This window comes from Massilia aquatica (assembly GCF_011682045.1).
GTDB classification, from domain to species: Bacteria; Pseudomonadota; Gammaproteobacteria; order Burkholderiales; family Burkholderiaceae_D; genus Telluria_A; species Telluria_A aquatica.
Genome location: NZ_VVIW01000005.1, coordinates 340,001 through 365,234, shown reverse-complemented (window position 1 = coordinate 365,234; position 25,234 = coordinate 340,001). Strand labels below are relative to the sequence as shown.

Sequence of the window (25,234 nt, the reverse complement as noted above, 5' to 3'; positions counted from 1 at the left end):
CGATAGCGCATTGCCGGACTCGTTCCGGAATAAGCGGCCTGACACGCAGCGTGTGGAGGTTGGCGACAACCCAATCGATAACTGCATATCGGTCATCCCGGCCAATTTCATCTATTACTTATTTTACGATTATCTTATTTTGCAACCATCTCCGATATTCTGCCGATATCAGCGGAATGTCATGGCGCGGCAGTCGTATCGTTATGCTCGATGTTATTTCCAACGCTCCCATACAGGCGTATCATGAAATAAAGAGCGCGAACCCGATCGATACGTCCGGACGTAAAAAAAGCGAGCCAAGGCTCGCTTTTTTAATGGAGAAACGCGTCGATCAGCGTTTGTCGATCGCTGGCACGTCGCGCGTTGGCGAGCCGACGAACAGCTGGCGTGGACGGCCGATCTTCTGTTCTGGATCCGAAATCATTTCGTTCCACTGGGCGATCCAGCCGATGGTGCGCGCCATCGCGAAAATACCGGTGAACAGCGACACCGGAATGCCCAGCGCCGATTGCACGATGCCCGAGTAGAAGTCGACGTTCGGATACAGCTTGCGCGATACGAAGTAGTCGTCTTCCAGCGCAATTTTTTCCAGCGCCATGGCCAGTTTGAACAGCGGGTCGTCTTGCAGGCCCAGCTCTTCCAGCACTTCGTGGCAGGTTTCGCGCATCAGCTTGGCGCGCGGGTCGAAGTTCTTGTAGACGCGGTGACCGAAACCCATCAGCTTGACGCCGGAGTTCTTGTCTTTCACTTTTTCGATGAAAGCTGGAATGTTCTCGACGCTGCCGATTTCTTTCAGCATGTTCAGTGCGGCTTCGTTCGCACCACCGTGCGCAGGACCCCACAGGCAGGCGATGCCGGCGGCGATACAGGCGAACGGGTTGGCGCCCGAGGAACCGGCCAGGCGAACGGTCGAGGTCGACGCGTTCTGCTCGTGGTCCGCGTGCAGGATCAGGATGCGGTCGAGTGCGCGCACCAGCACTTCGTTGACCACGTATTCTTCGCACGGATTGCCGAACATCATGCGCATGAAATTGGCGCTGTACGACAGGTCGTTGCGCGGGTACACGAACGGCTGGCCGATCGAGTATTTGTACGACATGGCGACCAGGGTCGGCATCTTGGCGATCAGGCGGATCGCCGACACTTCGCGGTGATGCGGGTCGTTGATGTCGAGCGAGTCGTGGTAGAACGAGGCCAGCGCGCCGACGGTGCCGACCAGCACCGACATCGGGTGCGCGTCACGGCGGAAGCCGCGGAAGAAGAATTGCATCTGCTCGTGCACCATGGTGTGCTTGGTGACGGTATCACTGAATTTCTGGTTTTCTTCTTTGTTCGGCAGTTCGCCGTTCAGCAGCAGGTAGCAGGTTTCCAGGAAGTCGCAATTGACGGCCAGCTGCTCGATCGGGTAACCGCGGTACAGCAGTTCGCCCTTGTCGCCATCGATGTAGGTGATGCTCGAGTTGCAGGCGGCGGTCGACATGAAGCCCGGGTCGTACGTGAATTTGCCGGTCTGGGCGTACAGCTTGCGGATGTCGATGACGTCCGGGCCAACGGTGCCCTTGTAGATCGGCATGTCGATCGGGGTGCTGCCATCGGAAAACGACAGGGTGGCTTTGGTATCAGAGATATTCATGGCACTTCCTTCTTGGGAGGTGAGGTCAACAAAATAAAAATTACGAAACTCGTCGGGCTTTCGCCACGGGCTGTCGCCACGTTCAGGCTTGCCGCAGGCGCGCCAGCAAGGCGCGTACATGCGGCAAGTCGACTTCACCTTCGGGCTCTTTGCGCGCCAGGATCAGGTCCATCAGCGGATTGTCCGCCAGATCGAGCAGCCGGGTCAGCGCGTCGACTTCATCATCGGTCAACCCTTCTTCATGCGCGTCAAGGAAGCGCGTGAGGATCAGGTCGTTTTCGAGCAAACCCCGGCGGCTGCGCCAGCGCAGTCGCGAGCGGTTGGCCGGGTCGGATTGGTGCGTATTCACTCTAGAGTCCGTCGTTGGGTCAACACTATACTCCGCCTGCCGGATTTCGGCAGTACGGTACTTTTACTGTATTGCTTACAATCTTTTTCCATACCGGGCAGCATGCAAACCTGTCCCGGATGGCAAGCGGGCGCGCCGCCGACACCTTCTGTCCGCGCCGCGCCCGCCCTGCTGTTCTTCGAACGTGCCTTACACAGCGCGGCGAACCATCAATTCCTTGATCTTGCCGATCGCCTTGTTCGGGTTCAGCCCTTTAGGGCAGACGTCGACGCAATTCATGATCGAGTGGCAGCGGAACAGGCGGTACGGGTCTTCCAGGTTGTCCAGGCGCGCGCCGGTGTCTTCGTCGCGGCTGTCGGCGATGAAGCGGTAGGCTTGCAAGAGGCCGGCAGGGCCGACGAATTTGTCGGGATTCCACCAGAACGACGGGCACGAGGTCGAGCAGCAAGCGCACAGGATGCACTCGTACAGGCCGTCGAGCTCTTCGCGTTCGGTCGGGGTCTGCAGACGCTCTTTTTCAGGCGGAATCGAATCGTTGACCAGGTACGGCTTGATTGAATCGTACTGCTTGAAAAATTGCGTCATGTCGACGATCAGGTCGCGGATGACAGGCAGGCCGGCCAGCGGACGCAGCACGATCGGCTGGGTCAGCTCGTTCAGGTTGGTGGTGCAGGCCAGGCCGTTCTTGCCGTTGATGTTCATCGCGTCCGAACCGCACACGCCTTCACGGCACGAGCGGCGCAGGCTCAGTGTATCGTCGACATCGGACTTGATGCGCTGCAGGGCGTCGAGCAGCATCTTGTCGGTGTCCTGCAATTCGACGGTCACGTCTTGCATGTACGGCTTGGCATCCTGGTCGGGATCGTAGCGGTAGATTTTCAGTTTTACGGTGCGTGTCATGTTCTGACCTTAGAAAGTACGTGGTTTCGGCTTGAAGGTATCGACCGTCAGCGGCTTGGTGATCACAGGCTTGTACTCGAGGCGGTTGCCCTCGGAGTAGTACAGGGTGTGCTTCATCCAGACCTCGTCGTCGCGGTTCGGGAAGTCGCTGTGCGCGTGCGCGCCGCGCGATTCCTTGCGTGCCACTGCCGATGTGATGGTGGCCTTGGCCGTTTCAATGAGATTATCGAGTTCCAGCGCTTCGACGCGGGCGGTGTTGAACACCATCGACTTGTCCTTGAACGAGACATGCTTGCGACGCTCGTCGAGCACCATGATTTCCTTGTAGCCCTGGGTAAGCAGCTCGTCGGTGCGAAACACGCCGCAGTATTTCTGCATGGTCGAACGGATGTCGTTGGCCACGCCCTGTACGCGCTCGGAACCGGTCGAGGTTTCCAGGCGGTTCATGCGCTCGAGCGCAAAGTCGGCCGCGTCTTTCGGCAAAGGCTTGTTTTCCTTTTGCTTCAGGTTCGACGCCACCACGTGGTTGCCGGCCGCGCGGCCGAACACGATCAGGTCGAGCAGCGAGTTGGTGCCGAGGCGGTTGGCCCCGTGCACCGAGACGCAGGCGCATTCGCCGATCGCGTACAGGCCATTGACCACCGAGACCGGATTGCCGTCTTTCGGAGCGACCACCTGGCCGTGGATGTTGGTCGGAATGCCGCCCATCTGGTAGTGAATCGTCGGCACGACCGGGATCGGTTCCTTGGTGGCGTCGACGTTGGCGAACTTGTGGCCGATTTCGAGAATCGACGGCAGGCGCTTGGCGATGGTGTCGGCGCCGATGTGGCGCAGGTCGAGCAGCACGTGGTCCTTGTTCGGACCGCAGCCGCGCCCTTCCTTGATTTCCTGGTCCATCGAACGCGACACGAAGTCGCGCGGCGCCAGGTCTTTCAGGGTCGGCGCATAGCGCTCCATGAAGCGTTCGCCATTGCTGTTGATCAGGATGCCGCCTTCGCCGCGCACGCCTTCGGTGATCAAGACGCCCGCGCCGGACACGCCGGTCGGGTGGAACTGCCAGAATTCCATGTCCTGCAGCGGCAGGCCGGCGCGTGCCGCCATGCCCATGCCGTCGCCGGTGTTAATGAAGGCGTTGGTCGAGGCGGCGAAGATGCGCCCTGCCCCGCCGGTGGCGAAGATGGTGGTCTTCGCTTCCAGGACCATGCATTCGCCGGTTTCCATTTCGAGCGCAACGACGCCGACGCAGTCGCCGTCGGCATCACGGATGATGTCGATCGCCATCCACTCCACGAAGAAATGGGTGCGCGCGCGCACATTGCGCTGGTACAGGGTGTGCAGCAGGGCGTGGCCGGTGCGGTCGGCCGCGGCGCAAGCGCGCTGGACCGGCTTTTCGCCGAAGTTGGCGGTGTGGCCGCCGAACGGACGCTGGTAAATCGTGCCATCCGGATTGCGGTCGAAGGGCATGCCGAAGTGTTCCAGCTCATACACGACCTTCGGTGCTTCGCGGCACATGAATTCGATCGCATCCTGGTCGCCCAGGTAGTCGCCACCCTTGACGGTGTCGAACATGTGCCAGTACCAGTCGTCTTCCGACATATTGCCAAGCGAGGCGCCGATGCCGCCCTGGGCCGCCACGGTGTGCGAGCGGGTCGGGAAGACTTTCGACAGTACGGCCACGTTCAGGCCGGCTTCGGCCAGTTGCAGGGAAGCGCGCATGCCGGAGCCGCCCGCGCCGATGATGACCGCGTCGAAGCGGCGGGTAGGAAGTGCTTTTTTGATTGCTGCCACGATTAAACGCTCCAGAGAATTTGTACGGTCCAGGCTGCGCAGCCGATCAGCCACAGGATGGTGAGCGCTTGCAGGGTCAGGCGCACGCCGACCGGTTTGATGTAATCCATCCAGATGTCGCGCATGCCGACCCAGGCGTGGTAGTACAGGCCGGCGAAGGTCACCAGGGAAAACAGCTTGAACCACTGTTGCGAGAACAGGTGGGACCAGCCTTCGTAGGTGAAGTTATTACCGGTCAAGAAGGAGATCAGCAGGGTGAAGGTGTACACCGCCATCACCACCGCGGTAAGGCGCTGGGCCATCCAGTCTTTCAGGCCGTAGTGGGCGCCGACGACCAGGCGGTTACGTCCGACATTATTCTTTGCCATCAAAACACTCCAAACAGTTTGAGACCAGCCAGTGCGGTCAGGATCAGGCTGACAACCAGCACGCTGACAGCGCTATGGCGCGAGGAATCTTTCTCGATGCCCATGTGCATGTCCATGAACAGGTGGCGGAAACCGGCGCAGAAGTGGTGCATGTAGGCCCAGATCAGGCCCAGCAGGACCAGCTTGACCAGGGGATGCGCGAGGACGCCCTTGAAATAGTCGAACGACATTTCCGACTGCACGCTATGCTGGAACATGTACAGCAGGAACGGCAGCATCAGGAAGATGGCCGCGCCGCTGACGCGGTGCAGGATCGAGACCCAGGCGCCGGGCGTCATGTTGTAATTCATCAAATCGGTAACATGAATGTTACGGATCTCTGGCCGTTCTTTTTTTGGAACTTCCTTCACGGCTTCGGACATGGCAGTACCCCCTTTGACTAACTAAATTGTAATTAACCCGCAATTTTCGCCCATTTTGCCGAAATGCACCAATATTCCTCTTGCGATTTGCAAGTTCGGCAACAATATGAGACGACGCTCGCTACTTTCTTATGATCAATGCATTTTAAACGTTACGGACGTTTTGTGCACTGCACCGTCCTAGTGCGGCCCCCTTAATCGGGGGTCAATCGCGGTTCAGCAACACCGTGCTTCGGTTATCTTGAAACTACGACAAGTCATTCTGGTAATGATGATGCGATGTCAGGTACAGCCCACGCCTGAGCTCGACCGCCTTGTCGCCGTAGGTGAACGAGACGCGCTCGGCGCACAGCAGCGGCGTGCCCTGCTCCACCCCGAGGTACTGGGCGGCGCCGGCATCGGCCCCGAGCGCGCGGATCTTTTCGCTGGCGCGGATCATGCGGGTGCCGAACTCGGACTCGAACAATCCGTACATTGGACCCTTGTACTCGACCAGGCGTTCCGCGGTCAGTCCCTTGAACAGGAGGCCGGGAAGCCACATTTCTTCAAGAATTGTGGGCGTGCCGTCGAACGACATCACGCGCTTGATATACACTACGGAGTCGCCCGATTTGAGGTCCAGCAGGCGCGCCACTTCGGCCGGCGCGCGCATGCGCTTGACTTCGATGATCTTGTTGTCGGGGTGATGCGGCACGCCTTCGTCGGGCATCAGGCGCAAAAAGCGGAAATGCGCGCGCGCTTCATGGTGGGTGGCGACAAAGGTGCCCTTGCCCTGGCGCCGCACGACCAGGTTTTCGGCGGCCAGTTCATCGATCGCCTTGCGCACCGTGCCCTGGCTGACCTTGAAGCGGCCGGCCAGTTCGACTTCGCTGGGGATCATCTCGCCGGGCTTCCACTCGCCGGCCTGCAAACCCTGGGTGAGCAGGGCCTTGATCTGCTGGTACAGCGGGCTGAAGGTGGGTGAGGCGCCCGGAGTGCTGGCGGCAGCGCCGCTCCCGCTGGCAGGTAGTCCATGCAGGATCGGTGGGGTCGGGAGGGAATTCATAGACCGCGATTTCAACACAAACCGGCCTGCCAGTCCAGTGCAATCGCCGCTGACAGGTGTTTTATATAAGGTGTCTTATATAAGATATATGATACGAATTGACAGATTGCCGACCTGCGCCTACACTCGCGTTCGATCCGGCATACGCGCGTATCGCACCGGGCTTTTTTCACCGGCGCGGGGAGTTCCGGCTGTGGTGTCCGAGGTCGGCATCCGATTTTGGTATCATTACGGTTTTCCCGGACAAGCGTAGCCCCAGCTTCGACCGTTGCTTCGATCGTTGCTTCGTCCGTTTTTTTCCCACTTTGGAGATTCATCATGGCTAAAACCCCACTGCGCGTTGCTGTCACCGGCGCTGCCGGCCAGATCGGCTATTCCCTGCTGTTCCGCATCGCGAACGGTGACATGCTCGGCAAAGACCAGCCAGTCATCCTGCAATTGCTGGAAATCGCCGACGAAAAAGCCCAGAAAGCGCTCAAGGGCGTCATGATGGAAATCGACGACTGCGCATTCCCGCTGCTGGCCGGCATGACCGCCCACGCCGATCCGATGACCGCCTTCAAGGATGCCGATTTCGCCCTGCTGGTCGGCGCCCGTCCGCGCGGTCCTGGGATGGAGCGTAAAGACCTGCTCGAAGCCAATGCCCAGATCTTCACGGTGCAAGGCAAGGCGCTCGACGCCGTTGCTTCGCGCAACGTCAAGGTGCTGGTGGTCGGCAACCCGGCCAACACCAACGCCTACATCGCCATGAAATCGGCGCCGTCGCTGCCGGCCAAGAACTTCACCGCCATGCTGCGCCTGGACCACAACCGTGCCCTGTCGCAAATCGCGGCCAAGACCGGCAAACCAGTCGCGTCGATCGAAAAACTGTGCGTGTGGGGCAACCACTCGCCAACCATGTACGCCGACTACCGCTTTGCGCAGATCGACGGCGCATCGGTCAAGGACAGCATTGGCGACGACGCCTGGAACCGCGACACCTTCCTGCCAACCGTGGGCAAGCGCGGCGGAGCGATCATCGAAGCGCGCGGCCTGTCGTCGGCTGCCTCGGCCGCCAACGCCGCCATCGACCACATGCACGACTGGTTCCTCGGCACCAACGGCAAGTGGACCACGATGGGCATCCCTTCGGATGGCTCGTACGGCATCCCTGAAGGCACCATGTTCGGCTTCCCGGTCACCACCGAGAATGGCGAATACACGATCGTGCAAGATTTGCCGATCGACGAGTTCTCGCAGGAACGCATCAACCTCACGCTCAAGGAACTGACCGAAGAGCGTGACGGCGTCGCCCACCTGCTGGCCTGAGTTTCAACGCGGCCGGATTCGTGGATCCCGTAACACCACCGATTCGCCGCACGCCCTGTGCCGCCCCGAGCGGCACAGGCGCTGCCGTACCTGAGAAAATGATCATGCATCCCTCCGAGGTTTTATTCCAGGGCAAACGCCAGCCTTTGCTGCTCCCCGCCTGCGACCACTATGCAGGCTCCGAAAAGCTGATGCTCAAGTCGATGGCCCTGCAACAAGAGCTTGGCCCCCTGTTCGACATCACGTTCGATTGCGAAGACGGCGCCACCGCCGGCTCCGAGCCCGAACACGCCCAAATGATCGTGCGTCTGCTTAACGACGACGGCAACCGCCACAACCGCATCGGCGTGCGCGTGCACGACGTCGACAGCCCTTTCTTCGAGGGCGACCTGGCCGTCATCGTGGGTGGTGCGGCGCAGCGCCTGGCCTACGTGGTGCTGCCCAAGGCCAACGGCGCGGCCGACGTGGCGCGCGCCATCGAGGCCATCAACGTGCACGCCGCCAAGGGCGGCAGGCTCACGCCGATGCCGGTGCACGTGCTGGTCGAAACCCACGGCGCGCTGCGCGAAGCGGACGCCATTGCCGCCCAGCCGCAGGTCGAGTGCCTGTCGTTCGGCATCATGGATTTCGTCTCGTCGCACTACGGCGCCATTCCCGGCGCGGCCATGCGCACACCGGGCCAGTTCACGCACCCGCTGGTGGTGCGCGCCAAGCTCGAGATGGCGGCCGCCTGCCACGCGCACGGCAAGGTGCCCTCGCACAATGTAACGACCGACATCAAGGACAGCGCCGTGGTCGCCAACGATGCCCAGCGCGCCGCCGCCGAATTCGGTTTTACGCGCATGTGGAGCATCCATCCCGACCAGATCAAGCCGATCCTCAAGGCGTTTACGCCGCGCCTGTCGGAAGTGAACGAAGCGACCAACATCCTGACCGAAGGCAAGAACGCCAGCTGGGGCCCGATTTCCCAGAACGGGCGCTTGCACGACCGCGCCAGCTATCGCTATTATTGGACGGTGCTGCAGCGCGCGAAACTGGCAGGCCTGGCCCTGCCCGACGCCGCCGCCGCCCTCGTCAACGAACCACAACCAGCCACCTGAACGGAAGCTACCCCCGATGCCCACCCTGATCAAGAACACCCTGCTCGCCTGCTCCCTGGCGATGGCAGCGGCAACCCTGTGCGCGGCCCCGGCGGCCAACGCGGCCGAACCGAAAGCCACCGCCAAGGCGGCCAAGGCCAAGCCGGCCGCCAAGTCCAAAACGCGCGCGCACCCGAAAGCGGTCGACGTGGTTGGCAGCGAGCCGGAACCGGACATTACCGACACCACCACCACCGACTTCGACTGCGAGCTGGGCAACAAGGTCACGACCTACCACAACGATAACGACGACGGCCACATCGCGCTGCGCTGGAAGAAGCGCCTGCACCGCCTGACCCGCGTGGGCACGACCACGGGCGCCAAGCGCTTCGAAAACCCGACCTTCGGCCTGGTCTGGATCGGTATTCCGGCCAAGGGCATGCTGCTCGATTCGCGCCTGAACCGCCAGCTGGCCAACGAATGCAAGAACGCCGAGCAGATGAAGCCGGTCGTTGAAAAACCGATCGCGCCACCAGCGGCAACGCCGGCGCCGGGCGAACTTGCAGTACCAGCGACGCCAGCAGTGGCGGCGCCGGCGGCGCTTGACGCCCCTGCAGCAAAATAACTGAAATAATAAATATCTCACTGAAGGAGAGGTCATGTCCCGCAACACTCTGAACACGCTCAAGGATTTCAAACTGTCGGCCGGCCAGAAAGGCAAGTTCTACTCGCTGCCGGCGCTCGAGAAAAGCCTTGGGGTGAACGTCTCGCGCCTGCCGGTGTCGATCCGCCTGGTCCTCGAATCCGTGCTGCGTAACTGCGACGGCAAGAAGGTCACGGAAGAACACGTCAAGCAATTGGCGAACTGGGCGCCAAACGGCGAACGCACCGACGAGATTCCTTTCGTCGTGGCCCGCGTGGTGCTGCAAGACTTCACCGGCGTGCCGTTGCTGGCCGACCTGGCCGCGATGCGCAACGTCGCCAAGAAGATGGGCATGAACCCGAAAAACATCGAGCCGCTGGTACCGGTCGACCTGGTGGTCGATCACTCGGTCACCATCGACCACTACCGCGAAAAGAACGCGCTCGACCTGAACATGAAGCTGGAATTCTCGCGCAACAACGAGCGCTACCAGTTCATGAAGTGGGGCATGCAGGCCTTCGACACCTTCGGCGTGGTGCCACCGGGCTTCGGCATCGTCCACCAGGTCAACCTGGAGTACCTGGCGCGCGGCGTGCACAAGGCGGGCAACACCTACTACCCTGACACCCTGGTCGGCACCGACTCGCACACCACCATGATCAACGGCATCGGCGTGGTCGGCTGGGGCGTGGGCGGCATCGAAGCCGAAGCGGGCATGCTGGGCCAGCCGGTCTACTTCCTGACCCCTGACGTCATCGGCGTGAACCTGACCGGCGCCCTGCGCGAAGGCTGCACCGCGACCGACCTGGTCTTGACCATCACCGAAATGCTGCGTAAAGAAAAAGTCGTCGGCAAGTTCGTCGAATTCTTTGGCGCCGGCACCGAAACGCTGTCGCTGACCGACCGCGCAACGATCGCCAACATGGCCCCGGAATACGGCGCGACCATGGGCTTCTTCCCGGTTGACGACGCCACCATCGAATACTTCGAAGGCACCGGCCGCACCACCGAAGAAATCACCGCGTTCAAGAACTACTTCAAGGCCCAGAACCTGTACGGCGTGCCGCAGGAAGGCGAGATCGACTACACCCGCGTGGTGTCGCTCGACCTGGCTACCGTGACCCCGTCGCTGGCAGGACCGAAGCGTCCACAGGACCGTATCGAAATCGGCAACGTCAAGAACAACTTCATCGAACTGTTCTCGAAGCCGACCACCGAAAACGGTTTCAACAAGAACCCGGCCGACCTGACCAACCACTACGAAACCACCAACGGCGTGCACGTCAAGAATGGCGACGTGCTGATCGCGGCGATTACCTCGTGCACCAACACCTCGAACCCGAGCGTGCTGCTGGCGGCGGGCCTCTTGGCCAAGAAGGCCGTTGAAGCGGGCCTGACGGTCGCGCCGCACATCAAGACCTCGCTGGCCCCTGGCTCGCGCGTCGTGACCGAGTACCTGACCGCCGCCGGCCTGCTGCCGTACCTGGAGCAACTGGGCTTTGGCGTGACCGCCTACGGCTGCACCACCTGCATCGGCAACGCCGGCGACCTGACCCCCGAGCTGAACGCGGCGATTGCCGAAAACGACATCGTGGCCTCGGCGGTGCTGTCGGGCAACCGTAACTTCGAAGCGCGGATCCACCCGAACATCCGTTCCAACTTCCTGGCTTCGCCGCCGCTGGTGGTGGCCTATGCCATCGCCGGCAACATGACGCGCGACCTGATGACGGAACCTGTCGGCAAGGGCACCAACGGCAAGGACGTGTACCTGGGCGACATCTGGCCGACCTCGAAAGAAATCGGCAAGCTGATGAAGTTCGCCATGAACTCCAAGGTCTTCAAGGCCAACTACGCCGACGTCAAGGGCGCACCGGGCAAGCTGTGGGAAGACGTGACCACCACCACCGGCCAGGTCTACGACTGGCCGAAGTCGACCTACATCGCCGAGCCGCCGTTCTTCGACGGCTTCGAGATGACCCCGAAAGCGGCGGCGACCGGCATTTCCGGCGCGCGCGCACTGGGCGTGTTCGGCGACTCGATCACCACCGACCACATTTCGCCGGCCGGTTCGATCCAGGAAAGCGGCCCTGCGGGCAAATGGCTGCTGGCCAACGGCGTGATGAAGGCCGACTTCAACTCGTACGGCTCGCGCCGCGGCAATCACGAGATCATGATGCGCGGCACCTTCGCCAACGTGCGTATCAAGAACCGCATGATTCCGGCCAAGGCCGACGGTTCCGCGGTTGAAGGCGGCATCACGATCCACCAGCCGAGCGGCGAACAGATGTCGATCTACGACGCGGCCATGAAGTACGTGGCCGACGGCGTGCCGACCATGGTCTTCGGCGGCGAAGAGTACGGCACCGGTTCCTCGCGCGACTGGGCGGCCAAGGGCACCCAGCTGCTGGGCGTGAAAGCGGTCATCACCCGCTCGTTCGAGCGTATCCACCGCTCCAACCTGGTGGGCATGGGCGTGCTGCCGCTGCAATTCATCGGCGACGACAGCGTGCAGACCCTGAACATTACCGGCAAGGAAGTGTTCGACCTGAAGGGCCTGGAAGGCGAGATCAAGCCGCAGCAACTGGCGACCCTGGTCATCACCCGCGAAAACGGCGACGTGCAGGAAGTCAAAGTCCTGCTGCGTATCGACACCCCGATCGAAGTCGACTACTACAAGCATGGCGGCATCCTGCCGTTCGTGCTGCGCCAGCTGCTGGCCGCGTAATACGCCGACACCCTGCGCCAGCGCAGGGATCGACCAGGAAACGCCGGATTCGTCCGGCGTTTTTTTTCGTCCACTGAAGCCGCGCGGCGCCCAAGTGAGCGCCCACTACCAACCTCTTTTTCACCTTTTCCGCACGCTTCTTGCGCCGTCTTCATGGCGGGCGGGGGAATGGACTACAATACGGCTGATAAGGGTTTATCATTGTTCCGACATTATTGATCCGTTCATTCACTTACAAAGACTCTTATCCCCATGCGTCGTCCAACCAAAGATTCATCCCACAAGTTGTCGGCCGAGAGCCAGCGCCTGGTCAGCATCAGCCAGGCGATCGTCCAGGCGGCCAGCCGCATTGAAGAACGGTCCTGGGAGCGCCAGCTCGACACCCATCTCCAGCGCCTGCTCAAGACCGGCCACCAGGATACCGTCGACACCACCCTCAACGTGCTGTTCAAGGAAGACCTGAACGCCTACGACACCCTGATGGAGGGCGTGGAAGCGGTCAGCGAATCGTCGACCATGGTCGAGCAGCACGACGGGGTCGAAAAGACCTTCCAGGCCTTGCTGGTGGCGGCGCCGATTCTTGCGTGGACGCGTTTTTCGATCGCGTCCGGCACCATTCCGGCCGAGTTGCTGCAAACCCTGTCCGCCCATTTTTCGGCGCACCTGCTGGCCGACGGCGTGCAGATGGCCATGGCGCCGACCCTGTTCTCGATCGACCAGTTGCCGCGCACCCATGCCGAGACCTACGCCGCCACCCACAAGCTGGCCCAGGCCGCGCACAAGGGCAGCAGCGTCAAGCCGCTGGCCAAGCCGGCCGAGACCGCGCCCTTCCTGGCCGACACGCGCTACCTGATGGTCGCCATCGTGGCGCCGCTGGGCAGCCCGCTGTTCCGCTGGCAGGAAGCGCAGTTCCAGTCGAGCTTCATGGTCGAACGCGCCAACGCGCTGGAACAGTGGCGCGCCCAGGCCGGCCCGAGCATTTCGCGCCTGCTGCCGGGCTGCGGCACCGAACTGCTGCTGCCGGAAGCGTATTACGTCGCCTGCCGCGAGGCGGACAAACTGATCCGCCCGGTCTCGGTGCGCGCCGCCGTGCATTACCTCACGCACACCCTGGGCGTGGAAGCATCCGATCTGCGCGCCGTCATTGCCGGCTTTGGCGATGAATCGGCCGAGGGCCAGATCGACGAGTACCGCGTCGGCTTCACCATGCGCCAGACCGCCGACGTGATCTACGGCATCGTGTGGCCCCTGTACGGTCAGGAAGACGAAGACGGCACCCCGGTCGAAGGCTTGTCGGCAGCCAACCTCGGCGGCGTGATCGAGCCGAAAGCACCGCTCGACGAGATCGTCGGGCACCTGAACGAAGCGGGCGTCACGCACGTGAAGCGCCACAGCGAGCGTTTTGTGACCGAGTATTGCGATGATTGCGATGCGCCGCTGTTTGCCGATCCAACAGGCGAGCTGGTGCATGCCGAAATGCCGGAAGACGCGCCTGCGGGCACGGAACACTTCCACTAAGTTACGCTTGCCGCATGAAAAACCCGGGTCTGCCCGGGTTTTTTTACGCCTGTTCGCGTTGACGCCGGCGCGCCGGCGGCATCGCTGTGTGCCCCACCTTCGTTGGGTTCGCACAAGATATCGATATGACAAGGCCATTACACTCGCTGAGCGGCCCGCCCGGGCCGCATTCAACGTACTGTGGAGAACAAGCATGGACGATCTGATGATTCAGGCAGTGCCGGTCCTGACCGGGTTTATCGATACTTTCATCACCTGGTGGCTGGCCCTGGCCAAGGTCTTCAAGTGGTAAGCAAGCTCCTCTAGTTCGCCGCACCGCGTGGGTGCCCTGCCCGCGCCGGCGCTTTTTGCCCGCCCGGGCAGCGTGGTGGTGAACGTCGCCCGGCGCGTCAACGATGCCAGCCAGGCAAACGTGGCAGGGGTTTCCTGGCGCCAAGCTGCACAATCGACTTTACTGCCTCGACGACAGCAGCCAGCGGGTGGACGGCATCGACTACCTGCTCGCGCCGCACACGGGACCCAAATCGTTTGCCTGCGCACAGGCCATGCCGGCTCATCACGTTCCACTACCCTGTCGATCGGCCATCCCTTACAATAACAGCCCTGCGCCAGCGCCGTCCATTCAACTCCCATGACCACTTCCTCCCACTATCCGGTTCGGATCGCCGCCCCCGCAAGCGCGGGGGCCCAATCGCGCGCGCGCAAGCAATTTAACAATCTGGTCAAAAAGCTGGAAGCCGAACGCGCCAAACTGGCGCTCTGGCGCGAGGAATTGCCGAAAATACAAGCCCTGGCGGACCGCGAGTATCGTCCGCTGGCGGAGCAATTCGACGCGCATCGCAAACAATTGCTGTTGATATACGACCGGGCATACGACCACCCATCGACGGGCAAAAAGGACAAGGAGAAGCTGCAAGCGCTGATCTGTCCAGCGGCCTGGGAGCTGATGGAAGCCGACGACGACGAACTCATCAAAGCTATTTTCAACAAGCACAGCGGCGGCGACTACGACAAGGAATTAAACGAGGAAAAAGAACGCATGCTCAAGGTGGTTGGCAGCATGACCGGCCTCGATCTGGATGCCGAAGCCTTCATCCATTCGCCCGACGCGTTTTTTGCCTCGCTGGAAGAAAAATTTGCCGAGCGCGAACACAACGCCCGCCAGGCCGAGCCGGCCGAATCGCCCAAGCCCAGCAAGCGCGAAGAAAAGCACCTGGCCGAGCAAGCCAAACTCAAGCAGTCGGTGCGCGACATTTTCCGCAAGCTTGCCAGCGCCCTGCATCCGGACCGCGAAACCGATCCGGCCGAGCGCGAGCGCAAGACCGGACTGATGCAGCGCGCCAACCTCGCCTATGCGGCCAACGACCTGCTCGGCTTGCTGGAATTGCAACTGGAAGTCGACCAGATCGACCAGACCGGCCTGGACAACCTGGGCGATGAGCACATCAAACAGTACAACCGTGTACTGAGCGGCCAGCTCGATGACATCAGCGGCGAACTGTTCGACATGGAAATGTCGCTGGCGCGCGATATCGGCTGGGAATCGAACCGCCGGCCAGTACCGAAAACGGTGCTGAAAATGCTGCACACCGACATTGCCACCATGCGCGTGCGCATCGCGCAAGCCGAAGCCGAGATTGCGGAGTTTGCCGACATCGGCGCACTCAAACGCTGGTTGAAGACCTTGCGCATTGTGCGCGACAGCCCGTTCGATGACGGCCCCTGGTTTTAGTGCCGCCGGCATGGCGCGCCCAAGACGTGTAGCCCGGCCTCGATAGCGCCCACCGGGCATGCTGAAAAGTCGGCACAGGCTGGTTTGACCACCTCTGCCGGCGCTGCCACGCCGGCCAGCTGCCGATGGCGCCTCAGCGCCCCCCATCACCCCCCTTCCCGGTGACGATAAGTCATCTGCGTAAACACGCAATAAATTATTATAAAAACAACAAACGATGCTGTTTTCGTGGCGGATTTGCCTCAATTTTTTGCAAATGTAAGTTCGAGAGGGCAATATTTTGTTAAAATGACAGCAATTGCTTTTTTATAGCATTCTTCTCATCTTGTAACTGATAGTCAAGGACGTCGATGGCGGTTTATAAAATACAGCGTCCGGATGGCACCGTAGAATACTCCGACCGGCCGCAAGGTCCCGGCAAAATCTCGTCGGTCAATCGCAGCGGCACCACCACGGTGCGCGAGCGCGAGCGGACCGCCGACGAACACAACCGGCACATCAAGTTCCTGCTGGCACAGGCGCGCATCCGCGGCCTGAAGCTGAACGACTACCTCGAGTACATCGACTACCTGCGTCACAACAGCCCGGTTCGCTTCGACCGCGTCATGAGCGAGCTGCGCCTGGAAGATCCGCAAGCCTGGATGAAACTGCAAAGGCATGCCCAGTTCCGTCCGCTGCGCGAAACCGGCATTGGCCTGAAAGCGGCCGCCAACATCATGGGCGCCTCGGCGGGCATGGCCAATGGCAAGTTCGGCGGCAGCATGGAAAAGTGGATGGAAAGCACGCTCAAGGACTTGATGAAGCGCGACCGCTACGGCCCCTACGCGGACGTGCTTGGCGACAAGGCCGGCACCCTGGCCACCAAAACGCCCACGTATTCCAATTCGCGCCTTGGCCAATACATGAGCGTGGAAGTGGCGCGCGCCGACATGGAAACGGCCAAGGTGTCCAAAGAAATGGCTGGCACGCAAGCTGCCTTGCGCGCCGCCAAAGGCAGCGCCGTGGTGCGGCCGGTAGGAACCATCATCGACGTGATGATCGGCGCGCTCAGACCCGAGGTCTGGTCGGGCACCGCCATCGCCCTGCTGCGCAAGCGCATGCTCGACATGTTCGCCGCCGGCGTGCTGTCCGAGCACGAATTGGTGACAATACAGAATTATCTCAGCCAGGGTCAATTTGGCGCAGCCAAACGCAGCCTCGACGATGCGCAAGCAGCCTACGTCAAGAGCGGCCCCAAATGAGGCCGACGATCACCATCGCCCCGAAAACAGCCGCGCTCGCATCGCTGGCCTTGCTGGCCGCCTGTGTTTGCAGCTCGCCTGCGCGCGCCCGCACCCCGGTGGCGGCCGCCGCTGCGGCGCCTGTGCGCTGCCTGGATACGAACGCCGGCGGCGACGTGCTCATCACAGCTGCGCGTGACTTCCAGCCTGGCGTCGCCCCGCGCCTGTTCCTGGTATTGGGCAAGGACCGTCATGCGCTGCTGAAAAAAGTGCTCGACGCCGGCGACGACCCGAACATCTGCCATGCAGGCCTGAGCCCGCTGATGGTGGCCGTTGCCAGTGCCGACATCGAGGCGGTCAAGCTCTTGCTCGACGCCGGCGCCCGGCCCGACAACCCGCGCGACTCGAACGGCAGTACGCCGCTGCACTACGCGCTTGGCAGCCCGCCGCTGGAGATCGCGGCCCTGCTGCTCGACCGTGGAGCCGATGCCAGGGTGCTTGGCGACGGCGGCAAGACCACCTTGCACAGCCTGGTGCTGCAAGCGCTGCCGCCGGCGCCGCAGCGTGCCTTGCAAAGTGTCTTGGCGGCACGCCTGTTGCAGCAAGGTGTGGCGCTCGATGCGGTCATGGCGCAAGGCAGTTCCGCCCTGTTGATGGCCGCAGGGACCGGCAATCTTGAGCTGACCAGCCTGCTGCTCGAACGCGGCGCCAATCCGGTGCTGCGCAACAAACGCGGCGAAGACGCCCTTGCCTCGGCGCGCCAGCGCGGCCATGCGGCCGTCATCGAACGCCTGGAACAGCATCTTGCAGGCAAGACGGCACGCGTTCCCGCGCGCGCCGCTGCCGCTCAAAAATAATTAATGCAACGTCACATTCCCACCAAAAGGAAGCCCGCATGACCCGTCAGAACAACCGCCTGCTGCGCCTGAATTTTCCGAGCGGAGGCCCAGCCAGCCTCGTGGCCAACCGGATCGACGCGGTGGAAGGCCTGTCGCGCGACTTCCACTTCACCGTCGAGTGCCTGAGCGACGATCCGAACATTGCCCTCAAGGACGTGCAGGGCAAGATGGCGACCGTCGAACTGGTGCGCGAAGACAACAGCAAACGCTACTTCAACGGCTACGTGTTCGAATTCCGGCGCGTGCGCGCCGACGGCGGCGAAGTCTATTACGACATGGTCCTGTTGCCGTGGCTGGCCTACCTGCGCCTGCGCCGCGACAACTATCTGTTCCACAACATGACCGTCAAGGACCAGACCGACGACATCTTCGGCGACTACGGCGTGCGCAAGAGCGAGTTCCGCGTGGGCGGACCCGACCCGGTCATGAAGGACGCCTGCCAGTACGACGAATCCGACTACAACTACGTGCACCGGCGCTGGGAAGAAAAAGGCTGGTTCTACTGGTACGAGCACACCGCGTCCGGCCACACCCTGATCATCTCGGACGACTCGACCGCCGCCGCCCCGATCGACGGCCCGGCCCACATTCCCTTCAACCGCGCCGCCGGCGCCGAGGAAGACGATGCGCTGGGCGAATGGACGCCGGTGCGGCGCCTGGTGCCGGCCAAGTACGCCTTGTCCAGCTTCAACTTCAAAAGCCCGAAACCGGTCAAGACCCAACTGCCGACGGTCAACGAACAAGGTGACGTGCTCAAGAAGGAAGTCTACGAATACGTGGGCGCGTATGGGTTCAAGGACGCCGGCGACGGCGACGCCAAGACCCGCCTGCGGCTGGAAGAAATCGAAGCGTCCGGCAAGCATTTCGAAGGCGCCGGCAACGACCGCTACGTCATGCCGGGCCGCAGCTTTACCCTGACGGAACACTTCGACGACGGTTCAAAAAACTTCCTGATCCTGGAAGTGCGCCACACAGCCAGCAACAATTACCAGGTGAATGTGGAAACGCCGTCGTACTACGAAAACCGCGTCTCCTGCATCCGCAAGCAGATTCCATGGCGTCCGGGACGCGGCTACAACAGCATCGAGCCGAAGATCTACGGGCTGCAAACGGCGCTGGTGGTGGGGCCGAAGGGCGAAGAGATTCACACCGACAAGTACGGCCGCGTGCGCGTGCAGTTCCACTGGGACCGCATCGGCGAATACGACGAGAAAAGTTCGGCGTGGATCCGCGTCGCTACCTCGTGGTCGGGCGCCAACTTCGGCGTGACGGCGATTCCGCGCATCGGCTCGGAAGTGATCGTGCAGTTCATGGACGGCAACCCGGACCGGCCGCTGGTGACGGGCATGGTGCCGAATGAAGACACCATGGTGCCGTGGACGCTGCCGGAGAACAAGACCCAGAGTGGCGTGTTGACGCGTTCCACGCCGAAGGGCAACTACAACACCGCCAACGCGCTGCGCTTTGAGGATAAGAAGGGCCAGGAGCAGTTGTGGCTGCATGCCGAGAAGGACCAGCTGACCGAGGTCGAGCACGATGAGGACAAATGGGTCGGGAATGATCGCCGCAAGACCATTGATCGCGATGAGACCACGCTCGTCAAGCGCGACCGCACGGAGACCGTGGACCGCGATGAAACGATTACCATCCACAACAACCGCAAGGAACGGGTCGACCATAACGAGACCATCAGCATCGGCGACAACCGGACCGAGGATGTGGGGATCAACGAGACCATCACCATCGGGGCGAACCGGACCAAAACGGTGGTGCAGAACGAGACCAATACCATCGGCGGCGCCTGGACCATCGATGTTGCCATGATGAAGGCGGAAACGATCGGCCTGGCATCGGTCCAGAACGTCGGCATGGCGCGCATGGATAACGTCGGGCTTGGCTACGACCTGAACGTGGGAATGGGCATGGCGACGATTGTCGGCAAGAGCCAGATTACCCAGGTTGAAAATTCCATTTCAATCACGGCGGGCGATGAACTGTCGATCACCGTCGGCAAGGCAAGCCTGCTGATGAAGAAAGACGGCACCATCGTGATCAACGGTCACACGTTCAGCGTGGGCACCAGCGACGACCAAACCTTCAAGGCCGATGGCAACATCACCCTGAAGGGTAAAAAGATTCTGGAGAACTGATGAAGCAAGCCACAGAAGCCGGCAGCAGCCTGCCGGTCACCGAATCAACGCAGCCAAGCGGGCTGTTGCATGACGTAATCGTGCAAACGCCGCAGCGCCCGGCACGCGCCGACGGCATTGCTGTTGGCACCTTCGACGGTATCGGTACCGATGGAAGTGCTTTGGTCAGCATCGCCACATTCGGCCTGAGCCGCATCCGCGCCCGCAGCATCAGCCCGCTCGATCCGAGCAACATCGGCCAGGCGCTGGCGCTCGGTTTCGAGGGCGGCGATCCGATGCAGCCGATTATCCTCGGGCTGATGCTGGCCGGGCCGGCAGCGCCCGCGCCCGCCCCTGCCGAGGTATTGCTCGACGGCGAACGCGTGGTGCTGACCGCCGAGCACGAAATCGAACTGCGCTGCGGCGAAGCGGCGCTGATCCTCAGCGCGGACGGACGCATTCAATTGCGCGGCACCTACATCACCAGCCACGCCAGCGCGACCCAGCGCATCCTGGGCGGTTCGGTCAACATCAATTAACGCCCAAGGTTTTCTGTGGAAGTCATCGTAGGATCCAAATATCTCACTGTCGAAGTCATCTGCGCTCCAGACGTTACCGGCCGCGACCACCTGGTCGTCATAGCCAAGAGCACCTGGCAGATTCCCGGCTCAGGCCAGCGTCCACGCCCGCTGCCACCGCAGCCGGTCGAACACACCGACGTCTTTGTCGGCCCGCCGGGCGAGAGCGCCATGCTGTACGGCTCCGACATCGCCCGCTTCAAGCCGCGCTGCGACGTGTTATTCAATGCCAGCGCCCATTCTCCGGACGGCTCGCCGGTCAAGGAACTGGGCGTGGTCTGGCAAGTCGGCGCACTACGCAAGGGCATCAAGGTGCACGGGCCGCGCCACTGGCGCAAGCGGCTGGGCATGGTGTCGTTGTCAAATGCTGCGCCGTTCACGCAGATGCCGCTGCATTTCGGCATGGCTTTCGGCGGCACAAGAACCTATAAAAAGGGCTGGGGCGAGAAGGCGCAGCATGTGCCGGAGCCGCATCCGAACAATCCGGACGGCATAGGCTGGTTCGGCTCGCGTACGGACGAGGATATCGACGGCCAGCCCGCGCCCAGCCTGGAAGCGCTCGACGAGCCGGTGAGCAAGCCGGGCGGAAAACAGGCGCCGGTTGCTTTTTCGGCGATTGCGCGGCATTGGCCACCAAGGCCGAGCTTTGCCGGTACGTACGACGATGAGTGGCTGGAAAACGTGTTTCCCTTCATGCCAGACGATTTCGACGAGCAGTTTCATCAGTGTGCGCCAACGGATCAGCAGATGCCCTACCCGGTCGGCCAGGAACCCGTCATCCTGCGCAACATGATGGCCGGCCGTCCCGACGTGCGCTTCAAGCTGCCACGCCTGGACAACGTCAAGATTCGCGTCCTGCGCCACGACTACTCCAGCGACGAACCGGTGGCGGTTGTCGACACCTTGTATTTCGAGCCGGACCAGGAGCGTTTTACGGTGGTGTGGCGTGCCACCCTGCCGATCAGGAAGCGCATGCAGGAGTTCAAGACAATTGCCGTGGGCCCGGTCAATACCGAATGGTGGCACCGGAAAGCGGGCGGCGGCGAAGGCTGCGGCAATTGCGGCGGCGCAAACACGGCGCCGACCTTGGAGCAGGACAACCATCAGGGAGCAGAGGCGTGAGCAACAAGGCCGTTAATCAACAACTGGACGACGATGTCTGGTACCCGCTGGCGATTTACGCGGCAGGAGTCTGCTGCCCTGTTGGTTATAGCCTGGCTGCCGCGTCGTGCGCTATTCGGGCGGGCGTGGACCATTTCCAGGAGAGTCCTTTCATCGACGGCACCGGCAAAACCCTTCTGGCGGCAAAGCTCGACCTGGACGATATCTGGGGACCGCAACGGCTGGCAGAGATAGTGAAGATGGCTGTGCTGGACTGCGAGTCGGGCGCCGGGGAGATCGACCCAGCCTCGACCGTTCTGATCATTATCGGTGCCGAGCGCGGCCGCCCGCATACAACCGACGCTCATTTCAACAATATATACAAAGCCTGTGAAGCGCAATTTCAGACGCCCTTCCATGAAGGGTCAGCTGTATTCCCGCAAGGACGGGCCGGCATTGGCGACGCACTGTGGCATGCGCAGAGGAAATTGCGAACGCACAGCGTGAAGCGCGTGCTGCTGGTCGGTGCCGACAGCCTGTTGGATGCTGCTACGATTGGCTATTACCTGCGCCAGGAGCGCCTTTTGTGTAGTACAAACACCTGCGGTTTCATTCCAGGCGAGGGAGCTGGTGCAATTTTGCTCGGACCGGTACGACAGGGAGGTCAAGAATTGCAGATTGCTGGCGTCGGACGAGCCATCGAGTCGGCCAAACCGGATGGCGAGGTCCCCAATCGCGCTGTCGGCCTGACAGCGGCGATACGTGATGCTTGCGCGCGAGCGAAGATTTCGCCGGCAGCGCTCGACTTCTGCATGAATGATCAGAACGGCGAACCTTTTTTTGCGATCGAAGCGTCCAACGCACATACGCGCGTCATGAACAAAGCAGAAAACAGCCTTCATTTACTACAAATGGCCGATTGCACGGGGGAGACTGGCGCTGCCACCGGACCGATCACCATTGCGTATTTAACTTCATTGATGGGTCGAAAGGATGCGCCTGGCCGAGTGGCGCTTCTTCACTTCGCCAGTGACGATGGAAAACGCGCAGCGCTGATTCTGAATAGCGGAATAGCACCAACCTGATCAATGAAATTTGAAATTAGTAGTCGATGAAGAGGGAAGAAAATGGGAACCGAAGTATTCGCAAACAATAACGAAATTTGTTGCAAGGCGTCGAGCGGCAAGACATTTCTGCCGCCCAGCGATGTGTGCCTGAGTCCACCTCCGCCGCCAGGCACACCAATCCCGATACCGTACCCAAATACGTCATTTGCCAGCGATTTGACAAATGGGTCGTCGACAGTTTTTATCAAAAGGACAGAAATTGCCTTGGAAAACGTGTCGTATTTTTCTACAAGTACCGGCAATGAACCAGCGACATTTACTTGTCCCAAAGGGGTTAAAAGCCACGTACTGAAAGGAAAAGCGTACTTTACTGACTGGTCAACAAATGTAAAGGTCGAAGGTCTTAACGTATGCCGGCATTTTGATCTGATGACACATAATCATCGGTGAATTGAAATTCACCACTTCGAGTTATTAGATTGAAAAAACAAGATTTATAGGGCGAAGACCCAGGGAGAAAATAAGTATGCCGGCATTAAACGTGAGTGGTAAAGGATCTGCGAACACCGGGCCCTCGCTATTTTTCAGCAATGACACCACACCGGCTCTATGCAAAAATGAGACGGAAAACGTTAACAAAGAATGTGGAGAAAAATCCGACTTATCGGAAAAAAAGGCGAAAAGTGCTACCTTAAATAATAGTAAAATAAAAAAAGACAACACGTCCGCTATAAAGGCCAAATTGCCTGATCTTGAGATTAAGATAAAGGAGGCATACGGCTACCAATCCCAAGAGAACAAAAATTCCTGGATTGCATCGCATTGCCACGGCCTTTGGCTTAAGCCAATGAATTCTCCTGACTCAAACTTTACGCAGTTTACTACGCTGATCGGTGACGTGAAAGCGGATCTCGAAAAGAAGATCGGTAAAAAGAAGGCTACTGCTGCGCAAACAGCACAACTGAAAGAGCTTGATCGCCTGCTTTCTAATGGTAAAAATAAAATAACTCGCTCGACCGTACTTGCGGAAATGATGACTGCTGCCGCGAACGCTAACCCATGCATTCAAGCAAGAAGATGTATATTGTTACCTTACAAAGATACCGAAGGTACAACTACTCCTAACGAGGAAGCGAAGACTAACACTAAGAAACCAAAAAATACTTCAATCTCTTCCGGTAAGGCGCAAGCTGACAGTGGAAAAGGATGTTGCCCTGGACAAACCGGCCACCATGTCTTACCTGGTGCTATGTTTGAAAAAAAAGGAAAGGCACAGGGGTGCGAAAAGCCGTACCAACATACTCAAGCTCCTGTAATTTGTGTCGAAGGGACGGGCAATCGCGTCGGAAGTCATGGCCTTGCACACAAATCGCTAGACCGAATTATAAAATCCTTCAAGAAAAAGGGAGCAAAAACTATATCCTACGAAAAAGCATTGAAACGGGGCGTGCTAGCGGCTCGGAGATTGAACAAGAATTGTTCAAAACAGTGTTTGGAAGCACAGCTAAATTCATATTACGAAGATAAACTGGAATGCCAAGGCAAGCAGCTGGTAGCCCACTCTGGAATGGGGGGCAAGAAAAATCAAGACCAACCAGAACCACCTCCCGCCCCAATCGCAACTTGACAACCTTAAGAATTGGAATATTATGATAATTACATCCGAACAGCATGAAAAGTATTTCGATGGTTATATTGTAGTGGATTGCGCCGTTCGCTCGAAAGAAATAATCTATTTCTCCTTGTGTGAAGACATCTCGCAAATGGATGATGAGGAGGATTTAGATGAGATTTGGCCGAATAGAAGAATAGTCTATTATGTAGGAACAGCACCTAAAGAGCTACAATGGGGGAATGTGAATTTTGATAGTTCCGACGACTACCATCTTTGCATTGCGAGGCTCCCGCAGGAAAAATTAATTGCTATCGAAGATGAGGGGCAAGTTTATTCTCTGGGCAGTGGAAGTCAGGGGATGGAAAAACGTTTAGGCGATTGGATAGAGGGCGGAATTCTTCGCGGTGCCGTAATAAGATGCAGGACGATTGATGGGTACCCATATCTGGCTGGCGGTGGACGGACCGTCGCTATGCGAAAGGACCGCAATAATTTCGTGCCATTAATGCAAGGCTTGCCATACGATGACGACGAGGATTTTGAGGTGGCTGGCTTTGAAGATATCGACGGCTTCAGCTCGAATGATATCTATTGCGTAGGCGGGGAAGGCGATGTTTGGCATTTCGATGGTACGGCATGGAGCCAAGTTCAATTCCCGAGCAACATCGATCTGAATTCAGTATGTTGCGCTGGCGATGGCGAGGTATATATCAGCGGCTATCAAGGAACGACCTTTAAGGGACGAGGGAACAAGTGGAAACAAATATACAAAGGTGAAATGACGATCCCATTTAAGGACTTGGTATGGCATGGTGATCGGGTATGGTGCACGAACGACTACGGACTATGGCAAATTTTAGATGGAAAACTTTCAGTAGCACAGGTCGATAGCGAGATCACTGTGGGTTCGGGCCACCTTTCTAGTTATGCAGGTATATTGTTATTGGCCGGACATAGTGGTGCAGCTTACAACGAAAATGGTATTTGGCATAAAATTTTCTAGATATGCAAGAGAAGTAATGGTCTCGGCATCATTGCAAAGATATCGTTCAATGCAATTTTCCTTTCCTGAATTCTCAGCTTAGCATCCGAATACACCTAAAATGCAAGAATTT

22 protein-coding genes are annotated in these 25,234 nt (G+C 59.8%); 15 read left to right on the top strand and 7 right to left on the bottom strand.

Annotated elements, in window-relative coordinates; translation table 11 throughout:
- Positions 1-331: 331 nt before the first annotated feature.
- The 7 genes from gltA to F1609_RS12220 form a co-directional block, all read right to left on the bottom strand.
- Complete coding sequence (gltA, locus tag F1609_RS12250) at positions 332-1,633, bottom strand: citrate synthase (RefSeq protein WP_167076704.1); 1,302 nt, start codon at positions 1,631-1,633, stop codon at positions 332-334.
- An 82-nt stretch (positions 1,634-1,715) separates the two neighbouring features.
- Positions 1,716-1,982 (bottom strand): FAD assembly factor SdhE, encoded by a 267-nt coding sequence (locus F1609_RS12245; RefSeq protein ID WP_167076703.1) that lies wholly within the window; start codon positions 1,980-1,982, stop codon positions 1,716-1,718.
- Positions 1,983-2,171: 189 nt separating this feature from the next.
- Positions 2,172-2,882, bottom strand: a complete 711-nt coding sequence (locus tag F1609_RS12240) for a succinate dehydrogenase iron-sulfur subunit (protein ID WP_054263811.1) — start codon at positions 2,880-2,882, stop codon at positions 2,172-2,174.
- 9 nt (positions 2,883-2,891) lie between these two features.
- Positions 2,892-4,670: a succinate dehydrogenase flavoprotein subunit gene (gene sdhA, locus F1609_RS12235; protein WP_167076702.1), complete on the bottom strand. Its 1,779-nt coding sequence runs from the start codon at positions 4,668-4,670 to the stop codon at positions 2,892-2,894.
- Between the two features lie 2 nt (positions 4,671-4,672).
- Positions 4,673-5,038 carry a succinate dehydrogenase, hydrophobic membrane anchor protein gene (gene sdhD / locus F1609_RS12230; RefSeq protein ID WP_167076701.1) on the bottom strand — a complete coding sequence of 122 codons (366 nt, stop codon included), beginning with the start codon at positions 5,036-5,038 and terminating at the stop codon, positions 4,673-4,675.
- On the bottom strand, positions 5,038-5,460 hold the full coding sequence (gene sdhC, locus F1609_RS12225) for a succinate dehydrogenase, cytochrome b556 subunit (RefSeq protein ID WP_167076700.1): 423 nt from the start codon (positions 5,458-5,460) through the stop codon (positions 5,038-5,040). The genes sdhD and sdhC overlap by 1 nt, the downstream gene beginning before the upstream one ends.
- A 247-nt stretch (positions 5,461-5,707) precedes the next feature.
- Positions 5,708-6,505: a GntR family transcriptional regulator gene (locus F1609_RS12220; protein ID WP_167076699.1), complete on the bottom strand. Its 798-nt coding sequence runs from the start codon at positions 6,503-6,505 to the stop codon at positions 5,708-5,710.
- A gap of 318 nt (positions 6,506-6,823) precedes the next feature.
- Between F1609_RS12220 and F1609_RS12215 the strand changes: the two genes are divergently transcribed.
- The 15 genes from F1609_RS12215 to F1609_RS34550 all read left to right on the top strand — a co-directional run bounded on the left by F1609_RS12215 (position 6,824) and on the right by F1609_RS34550 (position 25,122).
- Positions 6,824-7,813: a malate dehydrogenase gene (locus tag F1609_RS12215; RefSeq protein WP_167076698.1), complete on the top strand. Its 990-nt coding sequence runs from the start codon at positions 6,824-6,826 to the stop codon at positions 7,811-7,813.
- A 104-nt stretch (positions 7,814-7,917) separates the two neighbouring features.
- Complete coding sequence (locus F1609_RS12210; protein WP_167076697.1) at positions 7,918-8,913, top strand: HpcH/HpaI aldolase/citrate lyase family protein; 996 nt, start codon at positions 7,918-7,920, stop codon at positions 8,911-8,913.
- A gap of 16 nt (positions 8,914-8,929) precedes the next feature.
- Complete coding sequence (locus F1609_RS12205) at positions 8,930-9,517, top strand: hypothetical protein (RefSeq protein ID WP_229421840.1); 588 nt, start codon at positions 8,930-8,932, stop codon at positions 9,515-9,517.
- Positions 9,518-9,551: 34 nt separating this feature from the next.
- The gene (gene acnA / locus F1609_RS12200; RefSeq protein ID WP_167076696.1) at positions 9,552-12,260 is read left to right on the top strand and encodes an aconitate hydratase AcnA; all 2,709 of its coding nucleotides are present in this window, start codon (positions 9,552-9,554) and stop codon (positions 12,258-12,260) included.
- Positions 12,261-12,512: 252 nt separating this feature from the next.
- Complete coding sequence (locus F1609_RS12195) at positions 12,513-13,778, top strand: DUF2863 family protein (RefSeq protein ID WP_167076695.1); 1,266 nt, start codon at positions 12,513-12,515, stop codon at positions 13,776-13,778.
- 631 nt (positions 13,779-14,409) lie between these two features.
- On the top strand, positions 14,410-15,510 hold the full coding sequence (locus F1609_RS12190) for a hypothetical protein (protein ID WP_167076694.1): 1,101 nt from the start codon (positions 14,410-14,412) through the stop codon (positions 15,508-15,510).
- Positions 15,511-15,860: 350 nt separating this feature from the next.
- Positions 15,861-16,751 (top strand): DUF4124 domain-containing protein, encoded by an 891-nt coding sequence (locus F1609_RS12185; protein ID WP_167076693.1) that lies wholly within the window; start codon positions 15,861-15,863, stop codon positions 16,749-16,751.
- Positions 16,748-17,587, top strand: a complete 840-nt coding sequence (locus F1609_RS12180; RefSeq protein ID WP_167076692.1) for an ankyrin repeat domain-containing protein — start codon at positions 16,748-16,750, stop codon at positions 17,585-17,587. Before F1609_RS12185 ends, F1609_RS12180 begins: the two co-directional genes overlap by 4 nt.
- A gap of 38 nt (positions 17,588-17,625) precedes the next feature.
- Positions 17,626-19,779: a type VI secretion system Vgr family protein gene (locus F1609_RS12175; protein ID WP_167076691.1), complete on the top strand. Its 2,154-nt coding sequence runs from the start codon at positions 17,626-17,628 to the stop codon at positions 19,777-19,779.
- Positions 19,779-20,297, top strand: coding sequence for a DUF6484 domain-containing protein (locus F1609_RS12170; protein WP_167076690.1), 519 nt, complete (start codon positions 19,779-19,781; stop codon positions 20,295-20,297). The genes F1609_RS12175 and F1609_RS12170 overlap by 1 nt, the downstream gene beginning before the upstream one ends.
- 15 nt (positions 20,298-20,312) lie before the next feature.
- Positions 20,313-21,458: a DUF2169 family type VI secretion system accessory protein gene (locus tag F1609_RS12165; RefSeq protein ID WP_167076689.1), complete on the top strand. Its 1,146-nt coding sequence runs from the start codon at positions 20,313-20,315 to the stop codon at positions 21,456-21,458.
- Positions 21,455-22,522: a hypothetical protein gene (locus F1609_RS12160; protein WP_167076688.1), complete on the top strand. Its 1,068-nt coding sequence runs from the start codon at positions 21,455-21,457 to the stop codon at positions 22,520-22,522. The genes F1609_RS12165 and F1609_RS12160 overlap by 4 nt, the downstream gene beginning before the upstream one ends.
- Positions 22,523-22,564: 42 nt before the next feature.
- Complete coding sequence (locus F1609_RS12155) at positions 22,565-22,954, top strand: PAAR-like domain-containing protein (RefSeq protein ID WP_167076687.1); 390 nt, start codon at positions 22,565-22,567, stop codon at positions 22,952-22,954.
- A 76-nt stretch (positions 22,955-23,030) separates the two neighbouring features.
- Positions 23,031-24,131 carry an HNH/endonuclease VII fold toxin-2 domain-containing protein gene (locus tag F1609_RS12150; RefSeq protein WP_167076686.1) on the top strand — a complete coding sequence of 367 codons (1,101 nt, stop codon included), beginning with the start codon at positions 23,031-23,033 and terminating at the stop codon, positions 24,129-24,131.
- A gap of 22 nt (positions 24,132-24,153) precedes the next feature.
- Complete coding sequence (locus F1609_RS34550) at positions 24,154-25,122, top strand: hypothetical protein (protein ID WP_167076685.1); 969 nt, start codon at positions 24,154-24,156, stop codon at positions 25,120-25,122.
- The last annotated feature ends 112 nt before the right edge of the window (positions 25,123-25,234 follow it).

Coding starts and splice junctions, on each gene's coding strand:
- acnA (WP_167076696.1), top strand. CDS start 9,552: ATGTCCCGCAACACTCTGAACACGCTCAAGGATTTCAAACTGTCGGCC.
- F1609_RS12150 (WP_167076686.1), top strand. CDS start 23,031: ATGCCGGCATTAAACGTGAGTGGTAAAGGATCTGCGAACACCGGGCCC.
- sdhC (WP_167076700.1), bottom strand. CDS start 5,460: ATGTCCGAAGCCGTGAAGGAAGTTCCAAAAAAAGAACGGCCAGAGATC.
- F1609_RS12185 (WP_167076693.1), top strand. CDS start 15,861: ATGGCGGTTTATAAAATACAGCGTCCGGATGGCACCGTAGAATACTCC.
- F1609_RS12195 (WP_167076695.1), top strand. CDS start 12,513: ATGCGTCGTCCAACCAAAGATTCATCCCACAAGTTGTCGGCCGAGAGC.
- F1609_RS12240 (WP_054263811.1), bottom strand. CDS start 2,882: ATGACACGCACCGTAAAACTGAAAATCTACCGCTACGATCCCGACCAG.
- F1609_RS12215 (WP_167076698.1), top strand. CDS start 6,824: ATGGCTAAAACCCCACTGCGCGTTGCTGTCACCGGCGCTGCCGGCCAG.
- F1609_RS12180 (WP_167076692.1), top strand. CDS start 16,748: ATGAGGCCGACGATCACCATCGCCCCGAAAACAGCCGCGCTCGCATCG.
- sdhD (WP_167076701.1), bottom strand. CDS start 5,038: ATGGCAAAGAATAATGTCGGACGTAACCGCCTGGTCGTCGGCGCCCAC.
- F1609_RS12190 (WP_167076694.1), top strand. CDS start 14,410: ATGACCACTTCCTCCCACTATCCGGTTCGGATCGCCGCCCCCGCAAGC.
- F1609_RS12175 (WP_167076691.1), top strand. CDS start 17,626: ATGACCCGTCAGAACAACCGCCTGCTGCGCCTGAATTTTCCGAGCGGA.
- F1609_RS12220 (WP_167076699.1), bottom strand. CDS start 6,505: ATGAATTCCCTCCCGACCCCACCGATCCTGCATGGACTACCTGCCAGC.
- F1609_RS12170 (WP_167076690.1), top strand. CDS start 19,779: ATGAAGCAAGCCACAGAAGCCGGCAGCAGCCTGCCGGTCACCGAATCA.
- F1609_RS12155 (WP_167076687.1), top strand. CDS start 22,565: ATGGGAACCGAAGTATTCGCAAACAATAACGAAATTTGTTGCAAGGCG.
- F1609_RS12210 (WP_167076697.1), top strand. CDS start 7,918: ATGCATCCCTCCGAGGTTTTATTCCAGGGCAAACGCCAGCCTTTGCTG.
- F1609_RS12205 (WP_229421840.1), top strand. CDS start 8,930: ATGCCCACCCTGATCAAGAACACCCTGCTCGCCTGCTCCCTGGCGATG.
- gltA (WP_167076704.1), bottom strand. CDS start 1,633: ATGAATATCTCTGATACCAAAGCCACCCTGTCGTTTTCCGATGGCAGC.
- F1609_RS34550 (WP_167076685.1), top strand. CDS start 24,154: ATGATAATTACATCCGAACAGCATGAAAAGTATTTCGATGGTTATATT.